This is a genomic window from Kaistia geumhonensis (genome assembly GCF_030815145.1).
GTDB classification, from domain to species: domain Bacteria; phylum Pseudomonadota; class Alphaproteobacteria; order Rhizobiales; family Kaistiaceae; genus Kaistia; species Kaistia geumhonensis.
Window position 1 is genome coordinate 2,235,145 of record NZ_JAUSWJ010000001.1, and the last position, 16,842, is coordinate 2,251,986.

Below are 16,842 nucleotides of genomic sequence, written 5' to 3' on the forward strand. Positions count from 1 at the left end.
CCCATCATGAAGCGCTACGCCCTGCTCGCCCTCGCCCTCGTCTTCCTGGCGATCTATCTGTTCCCGCTCTACTGGATGTATCTGACGGCTTTCAAGCCGTCGTCGGAGACGTTCACCTATCCGCCGAGCTTCTGGCCGCACGATCCGGAGTGGAATTTCGCCAAGGTCTTCGTCGACAAGAAGATGGCGACCTATCTCTCCAACTCGCTGCTGATCGCGGTCGGCACCACGGCGATCGTCGCGCTGTTCGGCACGGGGTGCGCCTATGCGCTCTCCCGCGTGCGCAGTGTCTGGATGGACGTCATCCTCTTCCTCATCCTGATGATGCAGGTGCTGCCGTCCTCGCTGATGGCGACGCCGATCTTCGTCATCTTCAACCAGATCGGCCTCATCGCGACGCCGCGCACCGCGGTCGTGCTCGTGCAGGCGGCCAAGGTGCTGCCGCTCTACATCGTTTTGACGCGCACGTCGTTCATGCAGATTCCGAAGGAGCTGGAAGAGGCCGCCCGCGTCGACGGCGCGACCCGCTTCGGCGCCTTCATGCGCATCGCCGTTCCGCTGGCGCGCAACGGCATCCTCGTGACGTCGGTTCTGATCTTCCTGCAATCGTTCGGCGAATATGTCTATTCGCGTTCCCTGATCTCGGAAGAGGCGCTGCAGACGGCGACCGTCGGCCTGATGAACTTCATGGGCCCGAACACCACCGACTGGAACGGCATCATGACCTATGCCGTGATCTATGTGACGCCGATCCTGTTCGTCTTCGTCCTCTTGCAGCGGAAGATCGTCAGCGGGCTGACCGCCGGGGCGCTGAAGTAGCGGCGCCGCCGGCCCTCGGGATGAGATGCGCCTCGACCGTGCCCACGGGCAGGCCGAGGCGATGGATGGTGCCGCGCGAGAGCAGCGCGCCACTGGCGAGACGCGTCACGCGATCCTCGCAATGGAGCCTGAGAGCGGCGAGACGGCCCGCAGGGCGCATCAAGATGTCGTAGGAGAGGCGCACGGCGCCGCCCTCCGTCCAGACCGTGGCGGGGCCCGCGAGGTCCTGCCGCTCGCCCAGCCAGCGGCCTTGCGCGACGCGATGGAACCGCCAGATGCGGCGGTCCGTCTTGCCGTCGTCGAAACGGAACAACTGGTCCAGTTCGAAATCGCGGCCCCGATGGCGGCCCGTCGTCCAGACGAGAAAGCCACGGTCGAGCCCGACGATGCCGCTCCTGATGCGGCCCCGTCCGATCGCAAGCCCCTCGAAGACCGTCTCGAAGAAATCCGGTTTCGCAGCCGGGACCGGCGCCGCGCCGGCTAAAGCCACCGGCGCGCTCGCTGCGATGCCGAGAAGAAATCCCCTGCGATCCATCAAGCCGGCGTCACCTCTGCGAGAACGCCGACAGCCGAGCGGTGTCGGCGTGCCGGAAAGGCTGGGTGTTACGCGGCGTTGGAGGCCGTCGCGTCGCCGGTCAGCACCGCATAGAGCGCGGTCTGGTCGGCGGAGGCACGGAGCTTGGCGGCGAGGCCCGGCTCGCGCAGCAGGCGCGCAATGCGCGCCAGCGCCTTCAGATGATCGGCGCCGGCGCTTTCCGGCGCCAGCAGCAGGAAGACGAGATCGACCGGCTGGTCGTCGAGCGACTCGAAGTCGATCGGCTTGGCAAGGCGCGCAAAGACGCCATGGATGCGCTTCAGCGAGCGGATCTTGCCATGCGGGATGGCGATGCCGTTGCCGACGCCGGTCGAGCCCAGGCGTTCGCGCTGCAGCAGCGTGTCGAAGATCTGGCGCTCGTCCAGTCCCGTCTGGCGCGCGGCACGCTCCGCAAGCTCCTGAAGAGCCTGCTTCTTGCCGTTCGCTTTCAGCGCCGGAATGATCGAGTCCGGGCTGATGAGATCGCTAAGGTCCATGGCTTGGTTCAAATTGCCTCGTTCGAGCCAGTCCGAAACCCGCCTTGCCGGCGCGCTGCCAGGAGCGCGCCGGGCAGTGGTTGGCAGTCTAGGCGGAATTACTGACGGACGGAATCCCCCTTGCCGGCCTGAGCCGGATCGATCCACCCGATATTGCCGTCGCGACGGCGATAGACGATGTTGACGCCGCCATGGCCGGCATGGCGGAAGACGACGACCGGCGCATCGGCGAGGTCCATCGCCATCACGGCGCCGGACACCGACATCGTGCGCAGCGCCTGCGTCTCCTCGGCGATGACCATCGGGCTGTAGTCGACCGCGAGTTCCTCCTCGGAATCCGGCGTCGCGGCGAGCACGACATAGTTCGCATCCGGTTCGGCGACGCGGCTCTCGTGGTGATGTTCCTTCAGCCGCCGCTTGTAGCGGCGGAGCTGTTTCTCCATGCGGTCGGCAGCCTGCTCGAAGGTCGGATAGACCTCGTGTCCCCGCCCCTCGGCCTTGAGGATGAGGCCGCTGTCGAGATGCAGCGAGCAATCGACGCGATATCCCGCGCCGTCGCGCTCAAGCACGACCCGGCCCGAATGCCCGCCGTCGAAATATTTGGCCACGACGGCGTTGACCCGGTCCTCGACATGCGAGCGATAGGAATCGCTGATCTCGATATGCTTGCCGGAAATGCGCAGAGACATGGAGAACGTACCCTTTCGACGACGTTGCGATCCGGGACCCGGTTCGCTGGTCGAGCCAAAGCCCCGTCGGGCACGTCGCCGGTCACGTATCCTGGGCCTTCCCTTCGGTCGCCGGAGTTCCGCTCCGGTCGCAAGGCCCAGGACGCCGTCTGGCGCCGCGCCCTTCTAGTGACGGCCGGTTCCGAAGTCAAGGAACGGCGGTCCCGGCCATCATCCTCTGAAGCTGGGCATCCGTCGAGGGTCCGGCAAGGGGCGGCGCGCGACTGGCGGCGACACCGACGCTCAGCGGTTCGCGGAAAGGTCCGCCTGCTTCTCGCGGCGGCGCTGGACGGAGGAGGGAATGCGCAGCGCTTCCCGATACTTGGCCACCGTCCGGCGGGCGATGTCGATACCGGCGTCGCGCAGCAGCTTGACCAGCGTGTCGTCGCTGAGAACGTCGTCGGCACTCTCCGCATCGATGAGGGTGCGGATGCGATGGCGAACGGCTTCGGCGGAATGCGCTTCGCCGCCTTCCGAGGAGGCGATCGCCGAGGTGAAGAAGTATTTCAGCTCGAAGATGCCGCGCGAGGTCGCCATGTACTTGTTGGAGGTGACGCGCGAGACCGTCGACTCGTGCATGCCGATCGCCTCGGCCACCGTCTTCAGATTGAGCGGGCGGAGATGGCGCACGCCATGCGTCAGGAAGCCGTCCTGCTGGCGGACGATCTCGGTGGCGACCTTCAGGATGGTCTTGGCGCGCTGGTCGAGGCTCTTCACGAGCCAGTTGGCGGTCTGCAGGCACTCGGCCAGATAGGCGCGCTCCGCATCGGGCCGGCTGCCACGGGGCACGCTCGCGAGATAGCTGTTGTTGACCAGCACCCGCGGCAGCGTCTCGGTATTGAGTTCGATGAGCCAGCTGCCATCCGGCGCGGCCCGCACCATCACGTCCGGCACGATCGGCTGCACCGGCGCCGACCCGAAGGAGGCGCCCGGCTTCGGATCGAGCGCCCGCAGTTCGGCCAGCATGTCGACGATGTCGTCCTCATTGCAGCCGCAGACGCGCTTCAGGGCGGCGAAATCGCGGCGGGCGACGAGGTCGAGATGATCGAGGAGCGCCCGGATGGCGGGATCGAGGCGGTTCTTCTCGGCAAGCTGCAGCGCAAGGCATTCGGCGAGGTCGCGGGCGCAGATGCCGGTCGGCTCGAAGCCCTGCAGCGTCGCCAGAACCTCCTCGACCAGCGCCATCGGCGCGCCGAGCCGCTCCGCGATCGCCCCGAGATCGGCGCGGATATAGCCCGCCTCGTCGACCTCGTCGATCAGCGCATGGCCGATGAGCAAGCGGGTCGGGTCGGTGACGGCGAGACCGAGCTGGTCGGCGAGATGGTCGGCAAGCGACTTCTCCCCGGCCACGAAGGCCTCGAGATTGTAGTCCTCGGAGCTGGCCTGCTGACGGCCGGGCTGGCTCGCCCAGGGATCGAAAGCCGGCTGCGGCGAGGGATCCCCACCGGCATGGCCGTGATCGTCCGGGAACACGTTGGAGAGGTCGGTGTCGAGCCGGTCGGCGATCGCATCGGGGGAGACTTCGAGCCGCGTCTCCAGCCAGTCGGCCTGGCTGCCGCCGCCGCCCGCCTCGGCCCAATCCCCGGCCTCGCCCTCTGCCCCGTCGCGCTCGCCGGCATAGGCCTCCGGAGGCCCTCCGGCGTCGTCGCCCGCGAAGCCGTCGCTCTCGATCGAGGCCTTGCCCGGTCCCGCGACGATGTCGTCCCCGTCCTCGCGCTCGTCACGCTCCAGCAGCGGATTGCGCTCGAGTTCGGCCTCGACATAGCTGATGAGATCGAGATTGGAGAGCTGGAGCAGCTTGATGGCCTGCATCAGCTGCGGCGTCATCACCAGCGACTGGGTCTGCCGGAACTCCAGCTTCGGGGAAAGCGACATGGAAACGCGGCGACCTCGGGAACTGGTCCAACTCTTGCTTGCCTGTCCCTTTTGGTAGCGCAAGCCGCGTCGTCATCAAAGCGTAAATTGCTCTCCAAGGTAAAGACGGCGGACGTCCGGGCTCGCCACGATGTCGCTGGGCCGCCCTTCCATCAGCACCTCACCCGAATGGATGATATAGGCGCGGTCGATCAGCCCGAGCGTTTCCCGGACATTGTGGTCGGTGATCAGCACGCCGATTCCGCGCGCGGTCAGGTGACGGACGAGCGCCTGGATGTCGCCGACCGCGATCGGGTCGATGCCGGCGAAGGGCTCGTCGAGCAGCATGAAGGCCGGCCGGCTCGCCAGCGCGCGGGCGATCTCGCAGCGTCGACGCTCGCCGCCCGACAGGGCGATGGCCGGCGACTTGCGCAGATGCGCGATGCGGAACTCGTCGAGGAGCGAATCGAGCTCTTCCTCGCGGCGGCGGCGGTCGGGCTCGACCACCTCCAGCACGGCGCGGATGTTCTGCTCCACCGTGAGTCCCCGGAAGATCGACGTCTCCTGGGGCAGATAGCCGACGCCGAGCCGCGCGCGGCGATACATCGGCAGATGCGTGACGTCGTGCCCGTCGAGTTCGATCGTGCCCTGATCGGCCTGAACAAGGCCGGTGATCATGTAGAAGATCGTCGTCTTGCCGGCGCCGTTCGGTCCGAGCAGACCGACCGACTCGCCCCGCGCCACCGCGAGGCTCGCGGAATGGACGACGCGGCGGCGGCGATAGCTCTTGCCGAGGCCCCGTGCGATCAGCCAGCCGGGCCCTCCGGCATTCTCGGCGAAACGCGTGACCGGGCGATGCTCGGCGATAGCCTCGCCATAGGCATCCTGTTCGGCCTGCCGGCCGCGTTCTCTGTCAGCCACGATCAGCGCCGCCCTGCCCGACCGAACCGCAAGCGGTTTGCGCCCGTCATCGCTCGAAAGCTCAATTCTGCGGCGCCGGCTGGGCGGGAGCGGCTCCGGGCGCGCCCGGCGTCGCGCCGGGGGTGAAGACGCCGCGGATACGGCCGCCCGGCTTCTGGTCGACCCGTGCCTTGCCGGTCTCCATGTCCCAGACGAGACGGTCGCCGGTGATGACGTTCGGCCCCTGGCTGAGCACGACATTGCCCGAGAGGGTCACCTTCTTGGCGAGCATGTCGACGACGCCGTTGTCGCCGGTGGCGGTCTGATCGCCGGAATTCACATAGACCTTGCCGCTCGCCTCGATGCGCGTGAAGCTGCCGGCGCCCGGCATGACATCGCTGCCGGCCGGCTTCGCGCCGTCGGCCGGCGAGTCGTTGTTCGAGAAGATCGTGATCTTGCTCGCCTTCAGCACCGAGTCGCCGCGCGTGACGGTGACATTGCCGGCGAAGGTCGAGACGCGCTGCCCGTCCTTCTCGGCGACGTCGAGCGCATCGGCCTCGACATTGACCGGGCCCTTTTCGTCGGACTGGAAGCCCTTGAACATCTCGCCCGTCGTCTGCGCGAAAGCCGCCGGAGCCGCGACGGCGAGCGGGGCGACGAGGGCGATGGCAAGGCAGAACCGCATGGTCTTGGATGTCATTCGGTCACCGAGGGGGCTGCGCCGGGGCGTGGCGGGGTCGATTCGTCGGGAATTGAATAGGTTACCTTTACCCCATTCGAGAAGGATATGCTCTGGCCGCGATCATGGACAGACACTCCGTTGGCCCGGATCTCGCTGCCCTGCGAGCGAAAGGCCAGAGGCTTGTCGGATGTCATCGTGCCGGATTTCAGGTCGATATCGGCGTTCTCGAGCGTGCCTTCGATGCCGGTCGTGGTGTCGAAGGTGATCTGCTTGTCGAGCACGATCCGCTCGGCGTCCGAATAGTAGGTCCCGGCGGCGGCCTTGATCCGCGCCGTCTCGCCCTTCCCCATGCCGATCGTCGCGCCGATATTGTGCAGCGTCACGATCTTGGTATTGGCGAGCGACTGCTCGGCGCGATCCGCCTTCAGCTCATAGGAACGGCCGCCGGACAGATAGCCCGAGACATGCGGGTCCTCCATGACGATCGAATTGTTCGAGACGTCGATGGTGGCGGCGCCGAAATTCGCCGGCAGCCTCGGCATCACATAGAAATAGCCGACGAAACCGAGCACGGCGAAGACGCTGATCGCCGGCAGGAGGATCTTGAGCATGCGGACGCGCGCGCTGTGCCGCTGCGCCGCGCGATAGCGGGCATCGATCTCGGCGCGGGTCTGGTCGAACCAGCCATAGTCCTCGTCCTCGCCGGCCGGCGCCGTGTTCATGCCCGCTCCATCGCTCGTCCTCATTCCGAGGCCTCGCCTATGTGGACCGACCGGGACGATCCTGCATCCCGGCCCCGATCACGAATGCGAGAATACATCCTCTTCCGCCCAGCCGGCGAGGTCGAGTGCCGCGCGGGTCGGAAGAAAGTCGAAACAGGCCCCGGCCAGCGCCGACCTGTCCTCGCGGGCCAGCCGCTCGGTCAGCCGCTCCCTCAGCGCATGAAGGTGCAGCACGTCGGATGCGGCATAGGCGAGTTGCGCATCGCTCAGCGTCTCCGCGCCCCAGTCCGAGCTCTGCTGCTGCTTGGAGAGGTCGATGTCGAGCATCTCCTTGACGAGATCCTTGAGGCCGTGGCGGTCGGTATAGGTCCGCGTCAGGCGCGATGCGATCTTCGTGCAGAAGACGGGCGCCACCGTGATGCCGAAGGTCTTCCCCAGAACAGCCACGTCGAAACGGGCGAAATGGAAGATCTTGGTGACCGCGGGATCGACCAGCAGCCGCACGAGATTGGGCGCCTCGGTCTGGCCGGCCGCGATCTGAACCACGTCGGCCGTGCCGTCGCCGGGCGAGAGCTGGACGACGCAGAGGCGGTCGCGATGCGGGTTGAGGCCGAGGGTCTCGGTGTCGATCGCCACGCTGTCGCCATAGCGCGACAGGTCGGGCAGGTCGCCACGATGCAGGCGAATGGTCATCGGCGTGGTGCATCCCAGGCTGGAACTCTGACGCTGCTCTATCGAAGGCGCCGCTTTTCTGCAACGACGCAGCGTGTCACGCTCGCCGCGACAGACCGAAAGGATGCGACATGGTTGATCTTCCCGGCACCCCCGCCCCCCGTCCCGTCCGCTGGGGCATCCTCAGCACGGCGCGCATCGCGCGCCAGCGCGTGGTACCCGCGCTCGGCAAGAGCCGGTCCTCGGTGGTCGCCGCCGTCGCCTCCCGCTCGCTCGACAGCGCCCGCGCCTTCGCCGAGCCCTTCGGCATCGCCAAGGCCTATGGCAGCTATGCCGAGCTCTTCGACGATCCCGAGATCGACGTCATCTACAACGCGCTGCCGAACAATCTCCATCTCGAGACGACGCTGGCCGCTCTCGCCAAAGGCAAGCATGTGCTGGTCGAGAAGCCGATCGGCATGAACCGCGCCGAAGCCGAGGCGATCAAGGCGGCGGCCGGCCCGCTCCTCGTCGGCGAGGCCTTCATGATCCGCCATCATCCGCAGTGGCACGCGGTCGGCGAGATCGTCGCCTCGGGCCGCATCGGACCGGTGCGCGCCGTGCAGACCTTCTTCTCGTTCCTCAATGTCGACCCGGACAATATCCGCAACCGCCCGGAAACCGGCGGCGGCGCGATGCTGGACATCGGCTGCTATGCCGTCGCCTCGGCCCGTCTCATCTTCGGATCCGAGCCGACGCGCGTCTTCGCCCTCATCGACCGGGATCCGGTGATGAAGACCGACCGGACCGATACGATTCTCGCGGATTTCGGCGACGGGCGGCAGTTCTCGGCCATGCTGTCGACGCAGAGCTTCCGCCACCAGCATGTCTCGATCATCGGCACGCTCGGCCGCATCGAGATGCCGACCCCGTTCTCGGCCCCGACCGACAGCGAGGCGATGTTCGGCATCGACGTGAGGGGCCCCGGCGAACTGCTCGAGACCGTGACCATCGCTCCGGTCGACCAGTATGCTATCCAGGCCGAAGCCTTCTCGCGCGCCGTTGCGGGGACCGGGCCCTGGCGCTACGGCACCGACGATGCGATCGCCAACATGGCGGTGCTCGACGCCCTGTTCCGCTCCGAGCAGAGCGGGCAATGGGAAGCGCCGTGACGCGTGCGTCATGCGGGGCCGTTGCGCTGCTTGAACGCCCCTTTCGCACCCCCATATAGTTGCTCGTGGGACCTCATTCCCCGTCCGGATGCCTCCATGAGGGTCCGGGTGCAAGGTCGCTTGGTGGAAGGACTTTGTGATGTCGCGCGTTTCAGCGTTCTCCAGCCCGCTCCTGCTCGGCTTCGACGAGATCGAGCGGGCCCTCGACCGGGTCGCCAAGGCCTCGGGAGACGGATATCCGCCCTACAATATCGAGCGGATCGCGAAGACCGATGCGCGGGACGAGTGCCTGAGGATCACGCTGGCCGTCGCCGGCTTCTCGCGGGAATCGCTGGAAGTGACGGTGGAGGAAAACCAGCTCGTGATCCGCGGGCGCCAGGTTGACGATCGCGAGAGGGTCTATCTGCATCGTGGCATCGCCGCGCGGCAGTTCCAGAAGACTTTCGTGCTCGCCGACGGCATCGAGATCAGTTCCGCCGAATTGAAGGATGGACTGCTGGCCATCGACCTCATCAGGCCGACGCCGGAGCGGATCATCCGCAAGATCGAAATCGGGGTCCGCGACTGACCCTGCAATCTCGCTCGATCGAGGAGAAAGAAGAATGTCTGAAGCTCGTTTCGTGATGACCCCCGAGAATTTCGCCGGCCTCGGCTCCGGCCAGATCGCCTTCGTCAAGGCCGTCGGCGCCGAGCAGATCCGTGACCTGTTCCCCGGTGCCCCGCCGCTCGCCCCCGGCCAGGTCTTCTGGGCGCTGCTCGACGCGGCCGGCGCGCCGCTGATGGTGTCCGACAGCCGCGAGGCCGTCGTGATGAACGCCCGCGAGCACGACCTCGAGGCGATGAGCCTGCACTAGGAAACGTCAGCGCATCCAGACCGTGACGGAAACGCGCTCGGCTTCGTCGAGCACGACCGGATCGGTCGGATGCAGCCCGTGGCTGGCGAGCAGCCGCTCGGCCGATCCCATCGCCCAGGCGCGCGTGAAGACCGGAACTCCGCCGGGCAGCCTCACGCCGCGCTTGCGCGACAGGTGAAAGGCGTCGAAGCCGAGGCTGAGGAAGAGATCGTTGACGCGGCGCCCGCCTGGCACCGCGATCAACCCGCCCTCCGGCGCGGCCTTGCGCAGTGCCTCGCCCAGCGACGCCATTCCCGGATTCCACCACCAGCCGTCCGCTCGCTGCTCGACGCCGTCCGCCTGTGACGAGACGATCAGGCGCCGCCGTCCCGCTACGTTGGGGAAGCGATAGTGGCCGTATCGGCCGAGCACGTTGAGGACGGCGCGGTCGAGTTCGCCCTGAAAGCGGCGCCAGTCGGCTTCGTTGCGCAAGGCATCCGGCATCGAACCGTCCGCATTGGCGATGCAGTCGTCATCGGAGACGATGGCGTGACCGTGGATCTCGTAGCGCGCCATGATCCTCTCTTCCGATCATGGGCCCGCACGACGTTGCGCGCTCCCGGAGGGCCACCTTCGGTGGCCGGCTGCCCGCGGCAGCAAGCAGGCTCAGCCGCGCAGAACCGCGCCCGTCGCCTTCGCCACCTGCGCGACGATCTTGCCCGAAACGGCATCGATCTCGGCGTCGGTAAGCGTGTGATCGGTCGGCCTCAGCGTCACCTCGATGGCGACGGACTTGCGGCCCTCGCCGATCGCTGCGCCCTCGAAGACGTCGAAAACCGACGCCGCCGCGATCAGCGCCTTGTCGGCGGAGAGGGCCGCCTTGAGGATCTTGCCCGCTTCCGTCGCCCGATCGACCACGAAGGCGAAATCGCGCGTGACCGGCTGCAGCGCCTGCACGTCGAGCGGCGGGCGCGTCTTGGTCGGCCGGACGCGGGGCTGCGGGATCTGGTCGAGGATGATCTCGAAGCCGGCCAGCGGCCCCTCGATGTCGAGCGCCTCGAGCGTGGCGGGATGCAACTCGCCGAAATGGCCGATCACCGTCTGCGGCCCGAGCTGGATCGTGCCCGAGCGGCCCGGATGGAACCAGGACGGCGCGCCGGCCACGATCTGGAACTTGTCGACCGGAGCGCCGAGCGCCTCGAGCAGCGACAGGGCGTCGGCCTTGGCGTCGAAGACCGAGACCGGCGCCGCAGCGCCCTGCCAGTGACGGCCCGAACCTGACACGCCTGCGGTGCCGCGGCGAAGCCCCGTCGCGGCGATCTTCTGGTCTTCCGGCCGGATGCCGCGGAAGATCTGCCCGACCTCGAACAACGCGACGTCGGCGCTGCCGCGATCGGCGTTGCGCTGGGCGGCGAGCACGAGGCCCGGCAGGAGGCTCGGCCGCATGTCCGACATCTCGGGCGAAATCGGGTTGGCGAGCGCCAGCGCCTCCGCGCCGCCGCCGAATGCCTCGGCCACGCCCTTCGCGACGAACGACCATGTGACCGCCTCGACCAGGCCGCGCGCCGCGAGCGCCCGCTTGGCGCGGCGCGTGCGCACCTGCAGCACCGTCAGGACAGGGCGCGAGACATCGTCCGACTTCTCGAGCGGCGTGGACGGCACCCGGTCGATGCCGAGGATGCGCACGACCTCTTCGACGAGATCGGCCTTGCCGTCGATATCCGGCCGCCAGGACGGCACGCCCACCGTCAGCACCGGCGCCTCTCCGGCGACGGTGAAGCCGAGCGCCGTCAGGATGGCGCGGATCTCGTCGACAGACGGGTCGATGCCGGAAAGGCGCTTCACCTCGCCGACCGGGAAGGCGAGTTGCAGGCGCGGCTCGGGAATTGTCCCGGCGAGGACGATCTCGCTCGCCACGCCGCCGCAGATATCGAGGACGAGGCGGGTCGCGAGATCGAGGCCCGGGATCGTGAAGGCCGGATCGACGCCGCGCTCGAAGCGGTAGCGGGCATCGGAATTGACGCCGAGCTTGCGCCCGGTCTGCGCGATGTTGAGCGGCTCCCAGAGCGCGGACTCGATCAGGACGTCGACCGTCGCGTCGGAGCACCCCGAGGCCTCGCCGCCCATGATGCCGGCCAGCGATTCGACGCCGTTGTCGTCGGCGATGACGCACATCGTCTCGTCGAGCGCATAGGTCTTGCCATCGAGCGCGACGAGGCTCTCGCCAGAGCGCGCGCGGCGCACCACGAGATCGCCCTTCACCTTCGCCGCATCGAAGACATGCAGCGGCCGGTTCCGGTCATAGGTGAGGTAGTTGGTGATGTCGACGAGGGCGTTGATCGGCCGAAGGCCGACGGCGCGGAGCTTCGCCTGCATCCACTCCGGCGACGGGCCGTTGCGGACGCCGCGCACGAGGCGGAGCGCGAAGGCCGGCGACAGCGCCGGCTCGTCGCCGAAATCGAAGCGGACGGCGACCGGACAGGGCCCCTCTCCGGCGACCGGCGCCACGGCGCCGTCGGCGAGCCGGCCGAGGCCGGCCGCGGCCAGATCGCGGGCAACGCCGTGAACGCCGAGGCAATCAGGGCGGTTCGGCGTGATCGCGATGTCGATGACCGGATCGGCGAGCCCGGCCCACTCGGCATAGGGCATGCCGACCGGCGCATCGGCCGGCAGCTCGATGATGCCGTCGTGATCCTCGGAGAGTTCCAGCTCGGCGGCGGAGCAGAGCATGCCGTGGCTTTCGACGCCGCGGATCGTGCCGACCGTCAGCGTGATGTCCTTGCCGGGGATATAGGTGCCCGGCGGCGAGAAGACGCTCTTCATGCCGGCGCGCGCATTCGGCGCGCCGCACACGACCTGAACCGGCTCGCCCGCGCCGGTATCGACCATGCAGACGCGGAGCCGGTCGGCATTCGGGTGCTGCTCGGCCGAGACGACATAGGCCACGGTGAACGGCGCGAGCGCCTTCGCCTTGTCCTCGATGCCCTCGACCTCGAGCCCGACGCGCGTCAGCGCATCGCCGATCGCCTCCAGCGAAGCCTCGGTCTCCAGATGCTCCTTGAGCCAGGACTGGGTGAACTTCATGGCTCGGTCCTCAGGAACTGAGACCGCCGACCAGGGTCGGCAGGTCGAGCGGGCGGAAGCCGTAATGGGCCAGCCAGCGGATGTCGGCGTCGAAGAAGGCGCGCAGGTCCGGCATGCCGTATTTCAGCATCGCAATGCGGTCGATGCCCATGCCGAAGGCGAAGCCCTGATATTCGTCCGGATCGAGCCCGGCATGACGGATGACGTTCGGATGGACCATGCCGCAGCCGAGAATCTCCAGCCAGTCGTCGCCCTCGCCGAAGCGCACCTCGTTTCCGACCCGCTTGCAGCGGATATCGACTTCCATCGACGGCTCGGTGAAGGGGAAGAAGGACGGGCGCATCCGCATCTCGACCTTCTCGACCTCGAAGAAGGCGCGGCAGAAGGCCTCGAGCAACCACTTCAGATGCCCGATATGGCTCGACCGGTCGATCACGAGGCCCTCGACCTGATGGAACATCGGGGTGTGGGTCTGGTCGCTGTCGTTGCGATAGGTGCGGCCCGGCGCGATGATGCGGATCGGCGGCGCCTGCCGCTGCATCGTGCGCATCTGGACCGGAGAGGTATGCGTGCGCAGCAGCAGCTTCTCGCCATCCGCCGCCGGCGGCAGGAAGAAGGTGTCGTGCATCTCGCGCGCCGGATGGCCAACCGGGAAATTCAGCGCGGTGAAATTGTAATAGTCCGTCTCGATGTCGGGACCCTCGGCCACCGAGAAGCCGAGATCGCCGAAGATCGCAGTGATCTCGTCGATCACCTGGCTGACGGGGTGGATGCGGCCGCTGTCGAGCGCGGAAGCGCGCACCGGGAGCGTGACGTCGACGGCCTCGGCGGCGAGCCGGGCCGCCAGCCCCTCGGCCTTCAGCACGGTCTTGCGCGCGGCGATGGCTTCGGTGACACGGTCGCGCAGGCCGTTCAGCGCGGGACCGGCGGTCCTGCGCTCCTCCGGCGACATCGTGCCGAGGCTCTTGAGCTGCTCGGAGACGGAGCCCTTCTTGCCGAGCGCCGCAATGCGCACCGCTTCCAGCGCGGCCTCGTCCGCTGCGCCGGCGATCGCCTGGCAGATGTCGGATTCGATCGCGTCGAGATCGGCCATGACTGGTCCCCGGATCGGCGTCCGCGGGAACCGGAGGCGAGGCCCGCGGCGTCGTCGGACGCGGCACGGCCGCACGGATCGCCTCGGCGTGCCATCATGCAAACTGGAAAGGAAGCCGGCCGGCTGCTGGAGCCGGCCGGACAGCAATCGACGAAGGGGATCAGGCGGCCTTGGCGGCCAGCGCACCCTCGGCCTGCTCGACCAGCGCCTTGAAGGCGGCCGGCTCGACATTGGCCAGTTCGGCGAGCACCTTGCGGTCCACCTCGATGCCGGCCTTGGCGAGGCCGTCGATGAAGCGGCTGTAGGTCAGCTCGGCCGAGACCTCGCGGACGGCAGCGTTGATGCGCTGGATCCAAAGGCCGCGGAAGCTGCGCTTCTTGGCCTTGCGGTCACGGTAGGAGTACTGCGCGGCCTTGTCGACGGCGGCCTTGGCGGTACGGATGGTGTTCTTGCGGCGGCCATAGAAACCCTTGGCGCGCTTCAGAACCTTCTTGTGCTTGGCGTGTGCGGCTACACCGCGCTTCACTCGCGACATGACATTGTCTCCGGTTCAGGGGCTCAGCCGTTGAGGAACTGCTTGACGATCTTCGCGTCGGCATCCGACAGCGTGGTGGTGCCACGCGCGTTGCGGATGAACTTGGCCGTACGCTTGATCATGCCGTGCCGCTTGCCGGCCTGCGCCGTCTTCACCTTGCCAGTCGCCGTGAGCTTGAAGCGCTTCTTGGCGCCGCTCTTGGTCTTCAGCTTGGGCATTTTCACATCCTTGACATTGCGCCGACAGGAACGGCCCGCCGCGCCGCGGTTCGTGTGATCCGCAGTCGGTCGGTCCGCTTCGGCTTGGAAGCATTCGTGAACCGCCGCGGCATGCCCTGGGAACCTGTTCCGAAAGGAACGGCCCCCTCGCCGGGCGGCTCGGAAACGGCGCGGTTATAGCGGCGATGCTTCGCCAGCACAAGCGCCAAAAACCCTCGCCTTCGCGCCGCCGGAACGGCTGGCGTCATGGCGCGTCAAAGGGTTGGTGCCCGCTCAGCGCGGAGCGAGCACCATGATCATCTGGCGACCTTCGAGCTTGGGCTCGGCCTCGACCTTCGAGAGTTCGGCCGTCTCGTCGCGAACGCGCTCGAGCAGCTTCATCCCGAGATGCTGGTGCGCCATCTCGCGGCCACGGAAGCGCAGCGTCAGCTTGACCTTGTCGCCTTCCTCGAAGAAACGCTTGATGGCCTTCATCTTGACCTCGTAATCGTGGTCATCGATGGCGGGGCGCATCTTGATTTCCTTGACCTCGACGGTCTTCTGCTTCTTGCGGGCCTCGTTGGCCTTCTTCTGCGTCTGGTATTTGAAGCGGCCGAAATCCAGGATCTTGCAGACCGGCGGCTCCGAGTTGGGGGCGATCTCGACCAGGTCGAGGCCGGCCTCGGCAGCGAGTGCAAGAGCTTCGTCGATCGGGGTGAGGCCGACATTCTGGCCGTCCTGATCGATCAGCTGGACCTCACGGACGCCGCGAATTTCGCGGTTGATGCGCGGGCCATCCTTGGCGGGAAGTGGCGCTTTGAAAGGGCGGCGAATGGGGGCGGACTCCTCTAGCAATGAACGATCGGTCGGGGACTGGGGGAAAAACGACAGCGACCGACGCGACTGCCCCCGGCGCTGCGCCTGGGAGCCGTGCCCGGCCTATCGGGTCCTCCGACCCTGACTTGGCTTTGAAAATCGGCGAACAAACGCGGAAAGTCAACCGAAAGTGGACTTTGACGCTTACTCTGCCTAGGTAGGATCGCTTCCGCGAACGATCAAGGAGCCGTCCATGGAGCCCGTCCCGGTGTCCGCTTCCGATCCCGTCTTCCGCGAGATCACCGTCGGCAGCGGCGAGGCGGCGCGCCGGATCGCCATGCTCGAGCGGGCCGGCGAAGGCCGGGGCATCCTCTTTCTCGGCGGCTACATGTCGAACATGCGCGGCGCGAAAGGCGATGCGCTCGACGCCTATGCCGCCGCGACGGGCCGGCCGATGACCCGCTTCGACTATTCGGGCCATGGCGAATCGGGCGGGCGTTTCGAGGACGGCACCATCACGCGCTGGCTCGAAGAAGCCGCGGCGGTGCTGGACCGCGCCGCCGGGGCGCCGCTGATCCTCGTCGGCTCCTCGATGGGTGGCTGGATCGCCCTGCTGCTCGCGCTCGCCGAGCGCCACTCGGGGCGCGGCCGGATCGCCGGGCTCGTCCTGCTGGCGCCGGCCACCGACATGACCCACAGCCTGATGCTGCCGCAGATGGATGCCGCCGCGCGGACGGAACTCGAGGAGAACGGCGTGGTGCGCCGCGCCAGCGCCTATTCCGAGCAGCCCTATCTCATCACGCGCGCGCTGATCGAGGACGGGACACATCACCTTCTCGCCGACAAGCCGATTGCCATCGGGGCGCCGGTCCATATCATCCAGGGCGTCCTCGACGAGGACGTCCCCTTCGACCACGCCCTCGACCTCATGTCGCATCTCGCCGAGGACGATGTCGTGCTGACCCTGATCAAGGATGCCGGCCACCGCCTCTCGCGGCCGGAGGATCTCGCCAAGATCCTCTCCGCCGTCGAGGCGATGAGCTGAGCGGCGCCCCCTTTCGCAAAGGAACGATGCCATGGCGACCAGAGGCTTCTTCGGCAAGCGCCCGACCGAGATCGAGGCGGACCGACTGCCGCCCGGTCAGTATCTCACCGAGGATTTTCCGGTGCTCTCGGCCGGACCGACGCCGCATGTCGATCTCGACAAATGGAGCTTCACGCTCAAGGACGGCGTGCGGCCGGTGGCGAAATGGAGCTGGGACGAATTCGCGAAGCTGCCGCATGTCAAGCTGACGCGCGACATCCACTGCGTGACCAAGTGGTCGAAGTTCAACACCGCCTGGTCCGGCGTCATGATCGACGACATCCTCGCCGAGGCCGGAATCGAGGCGCCGACGGGCTTCACGCTCGCCCATTCCTTCGACGGATACACGACGAACGTCCCGACCGCCGATCTCGTCGGCGGCAAGGCGATGATCGCGACCTCCTATGAGGGCAAGCCGATCACCGCTGATCACGGCGGGCCGGCGCGGCTGCTGGTGCCGCATCTCTACTTCTGGAAATCTGCGAAGTGGATCAACGCGCTGCAGTTCACCGCCCGGGACGAGGCCGGCTTCTGGGAGCTGCGCGGCTATCACATGTATGGCGATCCCTGGCGCGAGCAGCGCTTCACGGGCGATTGACGC

20 protein-coding genes are annotated in these 16,842 nt (G+C 67.4%); 6 read left to right on the plus strand and 14 right to left on the minus strand.

Annotation, left to right across the window (positions count from 1 at the left end; genetic code table 11):
* Positions 1 to 6: 6 nt before the first annotated feature.
* The gene (locus QO015_RS10595) at positions 7 to 819 is read left to right on the plus strand and encodes a carbohydrate ABC transporter permease (protein WP_266279540.1); all 813 of its coding nucleotides are present in this window, start codon (positions 7 to 9) and stop codon (positions 817 to 819) included.
* Here QO015_RS10595 and QO015_RS10600 read toward each other — a convergent pair.
* From QO015_RS10600 to QO015_RS10635, 8 genes are all read right to left on the minus strand, one after another.
* Positions 788 to 1,354 (minus strand): DUF3833 family protein, encoded by a 567-nt coding sequence (locus QO015_RS10600; protein ID WP_266279538.1) that lies wholly within the window; start codon positions 1,352 to 1,354, stop codon positions 788 to 790. The genes QO015_RS10595 and QO015_RS10600 overlap by 32 nt on opposite strands.
* A gap of 68 nt (positions 1,355 to 1,422) precedes the next feature.
* Entirely contained in the window at positions 1,423 to 1,890 is a 468-nt protein-coding gene (gene ptsN / locus QO015_RS10605; protein ID WP_266279537.1) for a PTS IIA-like nitrogen regulatory protein PtsN, read from the minus strand.
* A 98-nt stretch (positions 1,891 to 1,988) separates the two neighbouring features.
* Entirely contained in the window at positions 1,989 to 2,579 is a 591-nt protein-coding gene (hpf, locus tag QO015_RS10610) for a ribosome hibernation-promoting factor, HPF/YfiA family (RefSeq protein WP_266279536.1), read from the minus strand.
* Between the two features lie 282 nt (positions 2,580 to 2,861).
* Positions 2,862 to 4,493 carry an RNA polymerase factor sigma-54 gene (gene rpoN, locus QO015_RS10615; protein ID WP_266279535.1) on the minus strand — a complete coding sequence of 544 codons (1,632 nt, stop codon included), beginning with the start codon at positions 4,491 to 4,493 and terminating at the stop codon, positions 2,862 to 2,864.
* A gap of 75 nt (positions 4,494 to 4,568) precedes the next feature.
* Complete coding sequence (lptB, locus tag QO015_RS10620) at positions 4,569 to 5,393, minus strand: LPS export ABC transporter ATP-binding protein (RefSeq protein WP_370877412.1); 825 nt, start codon at positions 5,391 to 5,393, stop codon at positions 4,569 to 4,571.
* A 61-nt stretch (positions 5,394 to 5,454) separates the two neighbouring features.
* The gene (locus tag QO015_RS10625) at positions 5,455 to 6,072 is read right to left on the minus strand and encodes an LptA/OstA family protein (RefSeq protein WP_266279533.1); all 618 of its coding nucleotides are present in this window, start codon (positions 6,070 to 6,072) and stop codon (positions 5,455 to 5,457) included.
* Positions 6,069 to 6,776: an LPS export ABC transporter periplasmic protein LptC gene (gene lptC, locus QO015_RS10630; protein WP_266279532.1), complete on the minus strand. Its 708-nt coding sequence runs from the start codon at positions 6,774 to 6,776 to the stop codon at positions 6,069 to 6,071. The genes QO015_RS10625 and lptC overlap by 4 nt, the downstream gene beginning before the upstream one ends.
* Before the next feature lie 78 nt (positions 6,777 to 6,854).
* Positions 6,855 to 7,469: a ribonuclease D gene (locus QO015_RS10635; protein WP_266279530.1), complete on the minus strand. Its 615-nt coding sequence runs from the start codon at positions 7,467 to 7,469 to the stop codon at positions 6,855 to 6,857.
* A 110-nt stretch (positions 7,470 to 7,579) separates the two neighbouring features.
* Here QO015_RS10635 and QO015_RS10640 point away from each other — a divergent pair, with 110 nt between their 5' ends.
* From QO015_RS10640 to QO015_RS10650, 3 genes are all read left to right on the plus strand, one after another.
* Positions 7,580 to 8,599 (plus strand): Gfo/Idh/MocA family protein, encoded by a 1,020-nt coding sequence (locus tag QO015_RS10640; RefSeq protein ID WP_266279529.1) that lies wholly within the window; start codon positions 7,580 to 7,582, stop codon positions 8,597 to 8,599.
* Positions 8,600 to 8,738: 139 nt separating this feature from the next.
* Positions 8,739 to 9,167, plus strand: coding sequence for an Hsp20 family protein (locus QO015_RS10645; protein WP_266279527.1), 429 nt, complete (start codon positions 8,739 to 8,741; stop codon positions 9,165 to 9,167).
* A gap of 34 nt (positions 9,168 to 9,201) precedes the next feature.
* Positions 9,202 to 9,453 carry a BQ00720 family protein gene (locus QO015_RS10650; RefSeq protein ID WP_266279525.1) on the plus strand — a complete coding sequence of 84 codons (252 nt, stop codon included), beginning with the start codon at positions 9,202 to 9,204 and terminating at the stop codon, positions 9,451 to 9,453.
* Between the two features lie 6 nt (positions 9,454 to 9,459).
* Here QO015_RS10650 and QO015_RS10655 read toward each other — a convergent pair whose 3' ends face one another.
* From QO015_RS10655 to infC, 6 genes are all read right to left on the minus strand, one after another.
* The gene (locus tag QO015_RS10655) at positions 9,460 to 10,008 is read right to left on the minus strand and encodes a hypothetical protein (RefSeq protein WP_266279524.1); all 549 of its coding nucleotides are present in this window, start codon (positions 10,006 to 10,008) and stop codon (positions 9,460 to 9,462) included.
* Positions 10,009 to 10,098: 90 nt separating this feature from the next.
* A complete protein-coding gene (gene pheT, locus QO015_RS10660) occupies positions 10,099 to 12,516 on the minus strand; it encodes a phenylalanine--tRNA ligase subunit beta (RefSeq protein WP_266279523.1) in 2,418 nt (805 codons plus the stop codon).
* A 10-nt stretch (positions 12,517 to 12,526) separates the two neighbouring features.
* Positions 12,527 to 13,609 carry a phenylalanine--tRNA ligase subunit alpha gene (pheS, locus tag QO015_RS10665; RefSeq protein WP_266279522.1) on the minus strand — a complete coding sequence of 361 codons (1,083 nt, stop codon included), beginning with the start codon at positions 13,607 to 13,609 and terminating at the stop codon, positions 12,527 to 12,529.
* A gap of 160 nt (positions 13,610 to 13,769) precedes the next feature.
* Positions 13,770 to 14,144 carry a 50S ribosomal protein L20 gene (gene rplT, locus QO015_RS10670; RefSeq protein WP_266279520.1) on the minus strand — a complete coding sequence of 125 codons (375 nt, stop codon included), beginning with the start codon at positions 14,142 to 14,144 and terminating at the stop codon, positions 13,770 to 13,772.
* 23 nt (positions 14,145 to 14,167) lie between these two features.
* Positions 14,168 to 14,362, minus strand: coding sequence for a 50S ribosomal protein L35 (gene rpmI, locus QO015_RS10675; protein WP_073053992.1), 195 nt, complete (start codon positions 14,360 to 14,362; stop codon positions 14,168 to 14,170).
* 273 nt (positions 14,363 to 14,635) lie between these two features.
* A complete protein-coding gene (gene infC, locus QO015_RS10680) occupies positions 14,636 to 15,175 on the minus strand; it encodes a translation initiation factor IF-3 (protein ID WP_266282375.1) in 540 nt (179 codons plus the stop codon).
* Between the two features lie 235 nt (positions 15,176 to 15,410).
* On the opposite strand from infC, the gene QO015_RS10685 reads away from it, so the two are divergent.
* Together QO015_RS10685 and QO015_RS10690 are read left to right on the plus strand one after the other, a co-directional pair.
* Positions 15,411 to 16,202 (plus strand): alpha/beta hydrolase, encoded by a 792-nt coding sequence (locus QO015_RS10685; protein ID WP_266279519.1) that lies wholly within the window; start codon positions 15,411 to 15,413, stop codon positions 16,200 to 16,202.
* Positions 16,203 to 16,233: 31 nt separating this feature from the next.
* Complete coding sequence (locus QO015_RS10690; protein WP_266279518.1) at positions 16,234 to 16,839, plus strand: sulfite oxidase-like oxidoreductase; 606 nt, start codon at positions 16,234 to 16,236, stop codon at positions 16,837 to 16,839.
* The last annotated feature ends 3 nt before the right edge of the window (positions 16,840 to 16,842 follow it).

Excerpts from the sequence above, each read along its gene's own strand:
- lptC (WP_266279532.1), bottom strand. The coding sequence starts at position 6,776 with ATGAACACGGCGCCGGCCGGCGAGGACGAGGACTATGGCTGGTTCGAC.
- rpmI (WP_073053992.1), bottom strand. The coding sequence starts at position 14,362 with ATGCCCAAGCTGAAGACCAAGAGCGGCGCCAAGAAGCGCTTCAAGCTC.
- QO015_RS10625 (WP_266279533.1), bottom strand. The coding sequence starts at position 6,072 with ATGACATCCAAGACCATGCGGTTCTGCCTTGCCATCGCCCTCGTCGCC.
- QO015_RS10645 (WP_266279527.1), top strand. The coding sequence starts at position 8,739 with ATGTCGCGCGTTTCAGCGTTCTCCAGCCCGCTCCTGCTCGGCTTCGAC.
- pheT (WP_266279523.1), bottom strand. The coding sequence starts at position 12,516 with ATGAAGTTCACCCAGTCCTGGCTCAAGGAGCATCTGGAGACCGAGGCT.
- ptsN (WP_266279537.1), bottom strand. The coding sequence starts at position 1,890 with ATGGACCTTAGCGATCTCATCAGCCCGGACTCGATCATTCCGGCGCTG.
- QO015_RS10655 (WP_266279524.1), bottom strand. The coding sequence starts at position 10,008 with ATGGCGCGCTACGAGATCCACGGTCACGCCATCGTCTCCGATGACGAC.
- QO015_RS10690 (WP_266279518.1), top strand. The coding sequence starts at position 16,234 with ATGGCGACCAGAGGCTTCTTCGGCAAGCGCCCGACCGAGATCGAGGCG.
- QO015_RS10685 (WP_266279519.1), top strand. The coding sequence starts at position 15,411 with ATGGAGCCCGTCCCGGTGTCCGCTTCCGATCCCGTCTTCCGCGAGATC.
- QO015_RS10635 (WP_266279530.1), bottom strand. The coding sequence starts at position 7,469 with ATGACCATTCGCCTGCATCGTGGCGACCTGCCCGACCTGTCGCGCTAT.
- hpf (WP_266279536.1), bottom strand. The coding sequence starts at position 2,579 with ATGTCTCTGCGCATTTCCGGCAAGCATATCGAGATCAGCGATTCCTAT.
- QO015_RS10650 (WP_266279525.1), top strand. The coding sequence starts at position 9,202 with ATGTCTGAAGCTCGTTTCGTGATGACCCCCGAGAATTTCGCCGGCCTC.
- rpoN (WP_266279535.1), bottom strand. The coding sequence starts at position 4,493 with ATGTCGCTTTCCCCGAAGCTGGAGTTCCGGCAGACCCAGTCGCTGGTG.
- QO015_RS10595 (WP_266279540.1), top strand. The coding sequence starts at position 7 with ATGAAGCGCTACGCCCTGCTCGCCCTCGCCCTCGTCTTCCTGGCGATC.
- QO015_RS10640 (WP_266279529.1), top strand. The coding sequence starts at position 7,580 with ATGGTTGATCTTCCCGGCACCCCCGCCCCCCGTCCCGTCCGCTGGGGC.
- pheS (WP_266279522.1), bottom strand. The coding sequence starts at position 13,609 with ATGGCCGATCTCGACGCGATCGAATCCGACATCTGCCAGGCGATCGCC.
- QO015_RS10600 (WP_266279538.1), bottom strand. The coding sequence starts at position 1,354 with ATGGATCGCAGGGGATTTCTTCTCGGCATCGCAGCGAGCGCGCCGGTG.
- rplT (WP_266279520.1), bottom strand. The coding sequence starts at position 14,144 with ATGTCGCGAGTGAAGCGCGGTGTAGCCGCACACGCCAAGCACAAGAAG.